At 56.7% G+C, this 12098-nt stretch carries 15 protein-coding genes and 1 tRNA gene; 5 read left to right on the top strand and 11 right to left on the bottom strand.

Annotated elements, in window-relative coordinates; all coding sequences use genetic code 11:
* Positions 1 to 205 precede the first annotated feature (205 nt).
* From IIA05_05625 to IIA05_05615, 3 genes are all read left to right on the top strand, one after another.
* On the top strand, positions 206 to 640 hold the full coding sequence (locus tag IIA05_05625) for a hypothetical protein (protein ID MCH9026580.1): 435 nt from the start codon (positions 206 to 208) through the stop codon (positions 638 to 640).
* The gene (locus IIA05_05620) at positions 637 to 879 is read left to right on the top strand and encodes a hypothetical protein (protein ID MCH9026579.1); all 243 of its coding nucleotides are present in this window, start codon (positions 637 to 639) and stop codon (positions 877 to 879) included. The genes IIA05_05625 and IIA05_05620 overlap by 4 nt, the downstream gene beginning before the upstream one ends.
* 89 nt (positions 880 to 968) lie before the next feature.
* The gene (locus tag IIA05_05615; GenBank protein MCH9026578.1) at positions 969 to 1625 is read left to right on the top strand and encodes a hypothetical protein; all 657 of its coding nucleotides are present in this window, start codon (positions 969 to 971) and stop codon (positions 1623 to 1625) included.
* Positions 1626 to 1852: 227 nt separating this feature from the next.
* Here IIA05_05615 and IIA05_05610 read toward each other — a convergent pair whose 3' ends face one another.
* Positions 1853 to 2212, bottom strand: a complete 360-nt coding sequence (locus tag IIA05_05610) for a DUF4389 domain-containing protein (protein ID MCH9026577.1) — start codon at positions 2210 to 2212, stop codon at positions 1853 to 1855.
* A gap of 102 nt (positions 2213 to 2314) precedes the next feature.
* On the opposite strand from IIA05_05610, the gene IIA05_05605 reads away from it, so the two are divergent.
* Complete coding sequence (locus tag IIA05_05605; protein ID MCH9026576.1) at positions 2315 to 3103, top strand: TatD family hydrolase; 789 nt, start codon at positions 2315 to 2317, stop codon at positions 3101 to 3103.
* Positions 3104 to 3175: 72 nt separating this feature from the next.
* Positions 3176 to 4594: a M20 family metallopeptidase gene (locus IIA05_05600; protein MCH9026575.1), complete on the top strand. Its 1419-nt coding sequence runs from the start codon at positions 3176 to 3178 to the stop codon at positions 4592 to 4594.
* Here IIA05_05600 and IIA05_05595 read toward each other — a convergent pair.
* The 10 genes from IIA05_05595 to IIA05_05550 all read right to left on the bottom strand — a co-directional run bounded on the left by IIA05_05595 (position 4591) and on the right by IIA05_05550 (position 12098).
* Complete coding sequence (locus IIA05_05595) at positions 4591 to 5178, bottom strand: NERD domain-containing protein (protein ID MCH9026574.1); 588 nt, start codon at positions 5176 to 5178, stop codon at positions 4591 to 4593. The two genes, IIA05_05600 and IIA05_05595, sit on opposite strands and share 4 nt — an antisense overlap.
* A gap of 26 nt (positions 5179 to 5204) precedes the next feature.
* Positions 5205 to 6149 carry a homoserine kinase gene (locus IIA05_05590; GenBank protein ID MCH9026573.1) on the bottom strand — a complete coding sequence of 315 codons (945 nt, stop codon included), beginning with the start codon at positions 6147 to 6149 and terminating at the stop codon, positions 5205 to 5207.
* Positions 6146 to 6886, bottom strand: a complete 741-nt coding sequence (locus IIA05_05585) for a type 1 glutamine amidotransferase (protein ID MCH9026572.1) — start codon at positions 6884 to 6886, stop codon at positions 6146 to 6148. The genes IIA05_05590 and IIA05_05585 overlap by 4 nt, the downstream gene beginning before the upstream one ends.
* An 85-nt stretch (positions 6887 to 6971) precedes the next feature.
* Positions 6972 to 7047: transfer RNA gene (locus IIA05_05580), tRNA-Lys, on the bottom strand.
* 89 nt (positions 7048 to 7136) lie between these two features.
* Positions 7137 to 7820: a 7-cyano-7-deazaguanine synthase QueC gene (gene queC / locus IIA05_05575; protein ID MCH9026571.1), complete on the bottom strand. Its 684-nt coding sequence runs from the start codon at positions 7818 to 7820 to the stop codon at positions 7137 to 7139.
* Positions 7817 to 8491 (bottom strand): 7-carboxy-7-deazaguanine synthase QueE, encoded by a 675-nt coding sequence (gene queE, locus IIA05_05570; protein ID MCH9026570.1) that lies wholly within the window; start codon positions 8489 to 8491, stop codon positions 7817 to 7819. Before queE ends, queC begins: the two co-directional genes overlap by 4 nt.
* Before the next feature lie 35 nt (positions 8492 to 8526).
* Positions 8527 to 9324: a tol-pal system protein YbgF gene (gene ybgF, locus IIA05_05565; protein MCH9026569.1), complete on the bottom strand. Its 798-nt coding sequence runs from the start codon at positions 9322 to 9324 to the stop codon at positions 8527 to 8529.
* A complete protein-coding gene (pal, locus tag IIA05_05560; GenBank protein MCH9026568.1) occupies positions 9324 to 9848 on the bottom strand; it encodes a peptidoglycan-associated lipoprotein Pal in 525 nt (174 codons plus the stop codon). The genes ybgF and pal overlap by 1 nt, the downstream gene beginning before the upstream one ends.
* Positions 9849 to 9932: 84 nt before the next feature.
* Positions 9933 to 11219 (bottom strand): Tol-Pal system beta propeller repeat protein TolB, encoded by a 1287-nt coding sequence (gene tolB, locus IIA05_05555; GenBank protein ID MCH9026567.1) that lies wholly within the window; start codon positions 11217 to 11219, stop codon positions 9933 to 9935.
* A 33-nt stretch (positions 11220 to 11252) separates the two neighbouring features.
* Positions 11253 to 12098 carry a cell envelope integrity protein TolA gene (locus IIA05_05550; GenBank protein MCH9026566.1) on the bottom strand — a complete coding sequence of 282 codons (846 nt, stop codon included), beginning with the start codon at positions 12096 to 12098 and terminating at the stop codon, positions 11253 to 11255.

The raw sequence follows: 12098 nt of genomic DNA, 5'->3' as shown, positions 1-12098 counted from the left end.
CTATCATGTGCTATGTGCTTCCTCATGTCGCATCGTCTGCGATATTGGCACAAGATATTTTCGACGAGATTGGGTGCCTGTCGACCAAAGATCCAACCGCTGTCGAAACCATCGATGTATTGATGTACAAATCGCAGTTGATCAGAGACAACTTACTCGACGCAGCAGAACTTCTTAACGACCTGGACAAAGATGGGGGTGCATCATGACTGACAATAACCATACAGAGGGAATCAGTCAGGAGGTCGCAAGGTTATTCAAGAAAGCGCATAAGATTGAACCGATCGCGGCCGAATGCGCTCTTTACCGTGCAACAAGCGGCGAAGAAAAACGGCACGCGCTCAAAGAAATAATCAGCGGCGAGTACTGGAAAAGAGCCGATGCGGATGACGCCTCAGATAACCTACGCAAAATTTTGATGCGACTCCACATGCTCGGCGATTTACTGGATATTACAAACACCGCGGAATCACCCCCCGACGAGGAAACAGTCTGGATCGCTGGAGACACCATTTTGCTCTGGGTTGGGGAAGCCGAAGAAGCAAGGAGTTTGCTTGCGGATCGCCTGGGAGCCCTAGAAGCCCGTAGAAGGCAGCAAGCGAAACCGGACAGCGCCCAATTGAATGGAGGTGCATCATGACTTACAAAATGGTATCGACTCCCGTTTCCCATGAAGATGCAGAGGAAATGCTGCATTGTATCTATGAAGCCCACGCAGTGGGCGTGATTCTGAGCAGACTCGAGGGAGCTGAAGAAGTAGATTTATCCGGGATAATTAATTGCATCGGTGAAAATCTCGTCAGGCTGTTAGGCCAACCAATGGAAGCTGCAACTGGAATTTGCACCGAAAAGCGGGATGCTGCCGTAGCAAGTAAATAAACGGACTCTCAGGGCCAGGGACGGCCTTCACCACATAACCTTCCAGCCCCGTTTTCTTGCGGGGCTTTTTCTTGACCTATACTTGGGCTATGTCTGCTTTCGGCAAGGAACCGGCGGAGTTAAGCCTTGCGGCCGCCTTCCATTGGGCGGTCTCCCGCTATAAGTCTCAGGCTCCGCAGATTCTGGCGCTCTTGCTAGGATGGGCGAGCGTTTGGTTGATCGTTGAATTCTTGGTCGTGAGCAGCGGCAGTGCACCCGGTCGTCCGATCTGGCTAGTGCTCCATCTGGGTTACTTTTGGGGAACAGCTTACTGGGAGGTGGCAATCCTTCGAAGTGCATTCGACACTTTCGAGACAGCACCTCAATCTTGGCGCAGCAAATTACTCGATCACCGCGTGGCACTAAGGTTCTTAGCCGTCAAGATGTTACTGCTCCCGGCAATATTGATTGGCACGGCGCTCCTGGTGGCTCCTGGGCTTTACTGTATGGCTCGCCTCGGTCCAGCATTATTCTTCGTCACCCAAGGACAGTCCGGACCCAAGGCAGCGTTGGGACTCAGTAATCAAGTGACTCAAGGGAGGCGCGGGCATCTGATGCTCATGTGCCTCTCCCTGCTGCTTTTCAACATGCTCGGCGCAGCACTATTGGGTCTGGGACTCATCATCACAGTTCCAATAAGTATCCTGATATGCGCGCACGTCTTTCGTGAGCAATTGATCAAAAGGCAATGTCTAAATACAAGCTAGCGCGTCCGGTGAAGGCAGAAGTGGTCCCGGTTGTTGAGACAAGGCTATAAGTGGAATGCTCCGATCTCAGAGGCCATGATATGGCCAGAGAGAAAGGAGAAATAGCATTCGACGACCGCGCCGAAATTATTCAAAGAAATTCAAGTCAAAAGTAGCGCTGCCTGCATTGAAAAGCGATCAGACACCGGCAAGAGGACTGGCAGGCGGCTCCTGGTCCGTTGGCGGGGTTACTTCCCAGCTTTTTTCTTTGCCGTTTTTTTCTTCGCGGACGGTTTCACAGTGGCTTTGTTACGACCGCTTTCAGCCGCGGGCCAGGCGCCAAACGGAAACGGTTGGTATTCGTCGGCATAGCACAGGAAATCGATTACCTGCCGATAATAAATACCCAGTTGCCGGCCGAACTGCAGCAGATTATCGTTAGCTTTGCCGGCAATCAGCATGTGCAGGAATTGCAAGACGACGACCACCGTCAGGACGATGCTGCCAAGCCAGAAGATAAAGCCAAACAACAACATGTAAACCAGCCGCACCCAGGTATTGCGCGCTGTGAGATGCTGTTCCAGTTCGCTCTTTTCGTGATCGCTCATAGTCCTGCCCTCGGATTTTCTGTTGCGGGTCGGTTCCCATGGCTTCGCTGGGATACAATGCCCGTCCCTGAGACAAATGGTACAAGACTTTTGCCCACGCGTATGCAACTAATAGACATTGGCGCCAATTTAACTCACAAGAGTTTTGACCCGGATCGCGACCAGGTCATCGGCAGGGCTCGCGAGGCCGGCGTGGGCCGGATGATCGTAACCGGAAGCTCGGTGGCCTGCAGCCGTCAGGCCGAGGAATTGGCGGCGGGTTATCCTGGTGTCCTGTTCTCAACCGCCGGCATTCATCCTCATCACGCCGCTGAAACGCAAGCCAGTGATCGTGAAGCGCTGGCCGGTTTGTTGCGGAAGAAAAACGTGGTCGCGGCCGGTGAATGCGGCCTCGATTATTATCGTAACTTCTCGCCAAAGGAGGATCAGCGCCGGGTCTTCGCCATGCAACTGGAGTTGGCGGCCGAGAACCGGATGCCGGTCTTTTTGCACCAGCGCGATGCGCACGACGATTTTGTTGCAATTCTGCAGGAATTCCTGCCCCGCATTCCCAGGGCGGTGGCGCACTGTTTTACCGGCAACGGCGATGAGCTCGGTGCCTGCCTGGAGCTGGACTTGTATATCGGCATCACCGGCTGGATCTGCGACGAGCGACGCGGGGGTCACCTGAAGGACCTGGTCGCCAATATCCCGCTGAACCGGTTGATGGTGGAAACCGACTCGCCCTATCTTCTGCCCAGGGACCTCGACCCCAAACCAGGCAACCGCAGAAACGAGCCCATGCATCTGCCGCACATCGTGCAAAGTATCGCCAAGGCGCGCGAGATTGAGGCGCCGGAACTGGCTGCAGCAACGGCCCGGACCAGCAAGGGGTTTTTCGCACTGCCCTGAACACCGATTGGGTACGCATTGCGGCCTCGCTGGGTTAAAGTATCGCCATTACTGACTAAGGACAAATATTCCATGGATACAAAAAAAATCAGCCAGTTTGTCAACGCCATGTGGGACGACTCCATCATCCCCGAACTTTGCGAATACATAAAAATCCCCAACAAGTCGCCAGCGTTCGATGCCGACTGGGAGAAACATGGCTACATGGAAGATGCCGTAGCGCTAATGGAAAAATGGGTGCGCGCGCAGCCGATCAAGGGGATGGAAGTTGAAGTGCTCAGGCTGCCAGGCCGTACCCCGCTGATTTTTTGCGATATTCCGGGAGATTCCGATGACGTGGTCCTGTTATACGGCCACCTCGACAAGCAGCCGGAGACGACCGGCTGGAAAGACGGCCTGGGGCCGTGGAAACCGGTAATCCGGGATGGCAAGTTGTACGGCCGCGGCGGAGCTGACGATGGCTACGCCGTGTTTGGATCGCTAACCGCGATTCGCGCCCTGCAGGAACAGGGAATTCCACACGCCCAATGCAAGGTCATCATCGAAGGCTGCGAAGAGAGCGGAAGTTTCGATCTACCCTATTATATCGATGTGTTGCGGCCCAAACTGGGTCGCCCCAGCCTGGTTGTCTGCCTTGATGCAGAGTGTGGCAATTACGATCAGCTATGGTGTACGACTTCGTTGCGCGGCAACCTGATTGCCACGCTGACGGTCGACGTACTGACCGAAAGCGTCCACTCAGGCGCCTCGAGCGGAATTTGCGCATCGAGTTTCCGGGTGCTTCGCAGCTTGCTTGACCGGGTCGAAGACAGCAAAACCGGCCAGATCCTGGTCGATGAATTGCATGCCGATATCCCGGAACAACGAATCAGCCAGGCCAAACAGGCAACCGGCGTACTCGGAGATATGGTTCACCGGAAACTTCCTTTTTTCGGCAACACGCGGCCGATTGCCAAGGACCTCGTGGAGCTGATGCTCAATAACACCTGGCGGCCAACGCTCAGCGTGACCGGCATGGATCGCATCCCCTCGGTTGCGGATGCCGGCAACGTCCTGCGCCAGGGAACCACCATCAAGGTTTCGTTTCGTTTGCCGCCGACGGTGGATGCGAAAGTCGCGGGCGATGCGCTGACCCGAATTCTCGAAACCGATCCACCCTACGGTGCAGCGGTCAGTTTCTCGATCGACTCGGCGGAAAGCGGCTGGAACGCGCCGGAAGTTGCCAAATGGCTGGAAAATTCGATGCAAACGGCATCGAAAGAATTTTTCAATGCCGACTCAATGTACATGGGTACCGGCGGAACCATTCCGTTCATGAGCATGCTCGGAAAGGAATTCAGTGGCGTTCAGTTTCTGGTTACCGGCCTGCTGGGGCCGCATTCAAACGCGCACGGACCCAACGAATTTCTGCACATCGAGACCGGCAAGCGCCTCACTTCCTGTGTCAGCATGATCCTGGCCGATCAATACCGGCACGGGTCGGGCGATTAGGCAGCCGGCGGGGACTTGGCTGCTCGCAGGGCCGAATGAATCTTTCGCCAATAGGGCAGGAACGCATCGTGCAACTTGTCATCCGCATTTGTTGAACACAGTGCAAATTTTTCTTCCAGCTGGCTGACCGTCAACACATTGCTGGGGGTTCCCTTGATAAATTCGCTGCTGTCGGCGAACACGACAAAACCCGAAATTGGCACGCCTTCGGCGAGCGCGCGCACGGCCGCCAACCGGTCGAAAAGAGCTTCTTGCGGGTTTTTCATGCCATAACGCCCAGCCGGTCCCAGCACCGCCCACTCATCCATGCGATCGCCACCGAACACGATACCCGGCGCATTTCGCATATCCAGCACCAGGATTCCCTTGCTGGTCAACAACAGGTAATCGAGCTGAATCTGACCGCCCATGCCATCCGGAATCATCAGGTTGCGATCCACTTCCCTGGCGATGCGTCGCAGAATCCTGTCGAATCGATACCAGGGGTCTTTGCGCCGTTTCCGCAAGGCAATGCCGATTATTGCGAGTATGGCAATGGCGGCCAATGCCCCCGCCAGACTATAGCCAGGTATTATTAATTCCATTAATATTATTCTTTTACTTATTGATACTAAAGATAATTATCGTTTTCCAATAGCCTGACGCCCGGGGCATCGATAGCCGATATGTAAGCGCTCGATGCCAGCCCGGATCGTTCAAACGCCGAGCGTATCGCCGCCGTTATGGTCTTCGCATCGGAGTGCCTGCACCAGGCAAAAATGGACGGCCCGCTCCCCGACAACGAACACCCCAACGCCGAATTTTTCATCGCCGCCTCCTGTGCATCGGCAAAACCGGGGATGCACAGTGAGCGCTGTGGTTCGATGAGTACATCACGCAAACACCGCGACAACAAGTCGATATCGCCCAGGTGACACGCAGAAACGAACGCCGCCAGCAAACCCGCTTGTTGGGTAACCAGGCTCAGCGGAATATTTTCACGCAATTTGGCCCTGGATTGGCGGGTCTCGATGCTGTAATCCGGATGAACCAGAATACATCGAAGATCCTGCGGAACGGGTAATGCGATCGGCGTTCCACCATCCGGGTGCGCGAGACGCAAGCCACCCAGCAACTGTGGCGCGACATTATCGATCGGTGCCGCACCCGTGGCGGCAGCCTCCCCCGCCAGGGCAAATGGCAATAGATCCTCGGTCGGCAGCGGTTCATCAAGCAGGGCATTGGCAGCAAAAACGGCGGCTACGGCGGACGCGCCCGAGCCCCCCATGCCGGACCCCAACGGTATGCCTTTTTTGATTCTCACCGAGAAACCCCTGACCAGACCGATTCGTTCCCGCATCGCAATCAGTGCTGCGCCCGCTGAATTTTCCTCTGCCAGCAGTGGCAACTCGCCAGCAACGCCGGTGATCTCATCGATCACAACACGGTCGTGATCCGCATGCCGAACCGATACAATGTCACCCGGCGCCTCGATCGCGTGGCCCAGTAAATCGAAGCCCACCGCAACATTGCCAACCGCTGCTGGAGCGTAGGCAACGGCTACGCTGCGTTTCAAAACCACGACTGGTATTCCTCCCTTCGATCGTGGGTCGTGCCGATCGCAACATCGACCAGCCGATCCAGGATTTGGTTCATGAACTCATTGGCGCGGGCAAAATTTTCGACCGGCGACAGCATTTGCTGCCTGGTCTGGATGTAGGTTGCAGCTACCAGCTGGTCCTGGTCACGCCGGGCGAGCGTGTCCACCCAGGCGGGTGTAGCCTCGAGGTGAAATTGTAAACCCAGAACGCGGTCGCCGTATTGGAAAGCCTGCTCATTACACGCCTCGCTGTAAGCCAGCCTGACCGCACCCGGGGGTCGCTGGTAACGGTCACCATGCCAGTGAAAGGCGGTCAGCCTGCCCGGCAGCAATCCGCCGAGCAGGCTCTGCCCTGCTTCGCTGGTTAGTTCGATATCGAACCAGCCGATCTCTTTTTCTCCACCGGCCTCGACAAAGCCACCCAGTTCGGCGGCAATCAGCTGAGCGCCAAGGCAAATACCCAGCACGACTTTGCCGCCATCAATCGCTAGTCGAATCAGGCGTCTTTCCTGACCCATCCATGGCCAGCGGTCTGCACGATAAACGCTCATCGGACCGCCCAGGACGACCAGCAGATCGAAATCGTCCAGCACCGGAAGATCTTCCCGCAGGTCCAGCCGGGTCGTCGAACAGCGATACCCGCGTGCTGCGGCCCAGTCGGGGATGCAGGCCGGCCCTTCATACTCCACATGTTGCAGGCAATGAATTTTCATATAGCAAAGCTCGCTGGCTGCAGTTTATGCAAACACCCGAGTCGGGTACAGGCGCCGCTGAGTTGATGCAAAGCCCTAAAGAAAATGGTGGGGCGTATAGGATTCGAACCTATGACCAGCGGGTTAAAAGCCCGATGCTCTACCAACTGAGCTAACGCCCCAGCGCAAAGAAGCTGCGAGGAGGCGGCATGATACCGATTTGCCGCTAAATCGCAAGCTCACCCAGGCGTCTCCGGCGACCGGGAAACCTTCAGACATACACTGTCGGATCGGCAATTCCCGCCGCCGCAAAACCCGCGCTGCGGAAGCGGCAGGAATCGCAAACGCCGCACGCCCGACCCTGGCTGTCCGCCTGGTAACACGATACGGTCATCGAATAATCGATGCCCAGCTCGATCCCCTTCCTGATGATCCGGGACTTATCCATCGCCATCAGCGGCGTGTGTATCCGCATGCGCCGACCTTGTACCGCCGCTTTGGTCGCAACATTGGACAGTACTTCGAACGCATCGATAAATTCGGGCCGGCAATCGGGATACCCGGAATAATCCACCGCATTGACGCCGATAAAAATATCGCTGGAGCCGATCACTTCGGCATAACCCAAGGCCAGCGCCAGGAAAACTGTATTGCGCGCCGGAACATAGGTGACCGGTATGCCCTGCTGAGGTGTTTCAGGCACTGGAATATCCTTTTCGGTCAGCGCTGAACCGCTGGGGCCGCCGCTGTCGATCTCCATGAGCCGGTGTTCCGATACTGCGAAAAACTCCGCTATATTCGCAGCGGCAGTCAGTTCGCTGCGATGGCGCTGCCGGTAGTCGAAACTCAGCGCAAAGCAGTCAAAGCCCTGATCTTTCGCGATCGCGAGCGTAGTTGCAGAATCCAGCCCGCCGGAGACCAGCACAACGGCTTTTCTTGTTTCCTGGCTGTTCAATGCCCCGGGTCCGTTCCCCAAAGATATTTGTGCAACTGCAATTGCAAACGTACCGGCAATCTTTCCTGCAAAATCCAGTCAGCGATATCCACTGGCTTGATCTGCTCATAGCTGGGCGAAAACCAGACCGTACAAATACTATCAAGATGCCGTTGCCGGACCTGTAGTCCGGCCCACTCAAAATCCTTCCGGCTGCAGATCACAAATTTGATTTGATCGTCTTTCGACAACAAGTCCAGATTTTTCCAAAGATTACGATCCACTTCGCCGGAACCGGGCGTTTTCAGATCCATCACCTTGATCACCCGTGGGTCGACCACTGACAGGTCCGCCGCTCCACTGGTTTCTAGCGAAACCCGGTAATTGTTATCGCACAAATCGCGCAACAGACCGGCGCAATTTTTTTGCGCCAGCGGTTCCCCACCAGTGACGCAGACATATCGACAACCGTACTCCCTGACTTTCTTCAGGATGACAGCAAAGGCCAGCCAGCGGCCACCGTGAAATGCGTAAGCAGTGTCACAATATTGACAACGCAGCGGACAACCGGTCAGGCGAATAAACACGGTTGGCACACCGGTCGTGTCCGCCTCGCCTTGCAGTGAGTAAAATATTTCCGTTATCCGGAGGCGCGCATCCGGCGCCAGGTCATCCCTTGTTGGGCTAGCCATCACAGATCGGCGTGCATGTTGCTTTGTTTTTCGAGTCAATTGCCTTCGCTGGTCATTTGCTCCAGGCGCCGTTGAGCCAGATGTGCAGCGGTGGTATCCGCGTATTCGCTGGTTACCCGGGTCAACGCCGCTCTGGCCGCATCCCAGTAGCCGAGCTCGTAATCGCAATAGCCGATCTTGAGCAGGGCGTCCGGGACCTTCTGCGATCCCGGGTATTGCGCAATGACTTTCTGGAAAGCCGCCAGCGCTTCGGAGAATTTTCGGGTAACGTAGAAACTCTCGGCATACCAATATTGAGCATTGTCGGAAAACTGGCTATCCGGATACTGGCCAAGAAACTGTTCGAACTTTTCCGCCGCCTTTTGATAGTGGCCTTCACGAAGTAACGCTATAGCAGCCTGGTAGGCGTCACGATCGCTGATTTCCTGATCATCCGGACCTGGACTGCTCATCACGGGTGGCGTGGTAACCTTTGCTGTCGACGATAAAACCGGTCGTCGGCTTCGGCCATCTGTTGCGCTTGCGGAACTTTCCAGTTTTTGCAACCGCCCATCGACATCAAGATAAAGATTGCGCTGGCGCTGGCTGGTGCCGTCGAGATCATGCTGGACTTTTTCCACCGAACCGCGCAGCTCTCTCATGTCACCCTCGAGACCCTGAACCTGAGTAACCATTCTTGCCTGGTTCTGAACGGCCTGCTCGATTCGGTTGAGACGTGCTTCCAGCTGGCCCAGCTTGATCATCACCGGGTCGTCCGCGCCGGGCGTGGTCGCACATCCCCCGATCATCAGCGCCACCAGGACCGGGCCATAGCCGCGAATTCGCTTGTCCATCAGTAAACGATCTCCACCCTTCTGTTCTCGGCATATGCGGTTTCATTGCTGCCTTCCCGCGCAGGCCGTTCCTCGCCAAAACTGACGGTTGTAATCTTACCCGTGGCCACTCCCTGGATCATTAGGATCTGCCGGATCGCCTGCGCACGCCGTTCGCCCAGGCCAATGTTGTACTCGCGCGTCCCCCGTTCATCGGCATGTCCTTCCAGCCTGACCCGGGTCTGTGAATTGTCCGCAAGGTATAAGGCGTGTCGAGTCAGTACATTGTCGTACTGGCCAAGGATCTCGGATTTATCGTACTCAAAATAAATGATGAGCTCTTTGGGTTTACCGCCAACGCTGCCAAATTCACCGAACTCCCCGCTAGCCTGATCTGCCATTCCGGACTGGCTGCTGCCGGGCGCGTCCTGAGCGCCGATGTCCGGTAAATCGCCCGGCCGGGTCGCTGACTGGCCACCACAGGCCGCCAGGAGCATGCCCAGGGACAAAAGAATACTGATTCTGATCGTTTTGAATGCCTGCATGTTTACCCTTCCTGTTGATGAATTCCTGTAATTCAGACAAAACCATGTCCGGGGCGTTCCCACGCACGGCATAGTTTAGCCTATTTAAAAATCGGGATACGGCGACCAGGCGGGTTCGCGAACATCGCCCTCTTGGGCCGCAATTCTGCGGTGTATGCGGCCATCGATGGAAACAGTTGCTAAAACACCACGCCCGTCGACCCGGGTCGCATAAATAATGGTTTCCCCGTTGGGGGCAAAACTCGGCGATTCATCGAGCTGACCGTCAGTCAGCACCAGGAGGTTGCCGTTGTCGGGGTTGACCCGCGCAATACGAAACGCGCCCTGGTCATTGTGAACGACAGCCATTTCCTTGTCATCCGGGGCCAGCCGCGAACGCCCGTTATAGTTGCCTTCGTAGGTAACGCGGCGTTTGGCGCCGCCATCAATTTCGACCTTGTAGATCTGGGGGCCACCGCTGCGATCGGAGGTGAAAAATATTGTTGATCCGTCGGCGTTCCAGGTCGCCTCGGTATCGATAGCCGGGTTGCGCGTAATTCGGGTCAAGACCTGGTTCGCCAGGTTGAGCACATAGATATCCAGGTTTCCGGTATCGCGGGACAAAGTCAACGCCAACTTGCGCCCATCCGGTGAAAAGGCCGGTGCACCGTTGACACCCTCGCGTCCCGATGCCCGGATACGCTCGCCGGTGCTGAGTTCCTGGATATAGATCGCGGATTTGCCGCTCTCGAAGGAAACGTATGCAATTCGATCGCCATCGGGCGCCCAGGCCGGCGACATCAGCGGCTCGGGCGATTCCACGATGATGGTGTGGTTCGAACCGTCGGCGTCGGCAACAACCAGCCGATAGCGCTTCGCCGGTCCCTGCCCCTGGACCGTGATAAAGGCGATCCGGGTAGCGAACGCTCCCTTGATCCCGGTCAACCTTTCATAGATCAGGTCGCTGATTCGGTGCGCCGCCGCGCGCAACCCGGTGCGGGTACTTGGCAGGCGGAATCCGAGCAGCCGTTTTTGTTTGAACAGATCGAACATTTCGAACTGGATCACATAGTTGCCGTCGCTTTGCGGCAACAACCGGCCAACCACGATGATCTCAAGACCCAGCAAACGCCAGTCCTCGAAATCGATACCCTGCTCGTCGACCGGTTTTTCCAGCATGTCGCGCGGAGCCATTGTGTCGAAACGCCCGCTGTTGGCCAGGTCCGCAGCGATAACGGCCGACACATCCAGCGGTGGCCTGGCCAGCCCGCCCCGCCACTCGAATGGCACGACCGCGATCGGCATCGCCTGGTCGACTCCTGCGGTAATTTCGATGGTTAACTGGGCTTGGGCCGAGGCGGCAAAACCGGCAAGCAAACTCGCACCCAGCAGATTGGCAAAAAGTCTCTTCAAGGCACGACTCCGTCAGTTCTCAGGCTTGAAAATAAAAATGATATTTCGTTCGAACAAATTCGGATCGGGCGGCTCCGGCAATGGCGACGCCTTGAAAACGGCTGCCTCGATCGAACGACGGGTCGCCTCATCGGCATTGCACTCCGCGATGCGAACGCTGATGACTTCGCCACCTGGAATCTGGCTGATATTCACCGTGCACTCGACCCCGGCGCGGGCGCTCGGCGGCCGAATCCAGTTACGCCTGACCTTTTGTTCAATCATCGCCTTGTACAGGTCCAGCAGGCCCGCCTCTTCAGCATTCAGTCTGGACTGCTCCAGCGCCAGCTCTGCCTTGAGGTCCGCCTCGATTTGCGCCTGCAACCTGGCCTCTGTGTCGGCCTGCGCCCTGCGGCGCGCTTCCTCGGCCTGCTCCTGCTCCTGGCGCAGTCGCGCCAGCCGGATTTGTTCGACGCTCCGCTGCTCTTGCAGAGCCTTCAACTCGCGCGCCGCCCTGGCTTCCGTCTCATCACGCCGCCGCTGGTCAGCCGCCGCGCGTTTTTGCTCGTTTAGCCGGTCCTGGCGGCGCTTATCTACAGCTGCCTTCGCCCGGCGCTCTTCTTGCTGTCTTTGCCTGCGCGCTTCCGCGAGTTTCGCATCCGCCGCCCGTTGCACCTCCTGTTCAGCTTCCTCCAGGGCGGCTATTTCCTGCTGTATTCGTCGCTCGTCTACCACGGTCGCCTTGATCGTGATCTGTGGCGGCGGCGGGGTAAATGCAGCGCTGCGCGCAAGGCTGACGCCAAGCAAGCCGAACATCACCAGGTGCAAGACGACGGACTTGATCAAGGCACCCCGGTATTCGCGATAAAATCCGAACAT

The organism is Pseudomonadota bacterium, from assembly GCA_022572885.1.
Taxonomy (GTDB): Bacteria; Pseudomonadota; Gammaproteobacteria; order Steroidobacterales; family MnTg04; genus MnTg04.
The sequence above is the reverse complement of the archived record's forward strand: the minus strand, read 5'-3'. Positions and strand labels throughout refer to the sequence as shown.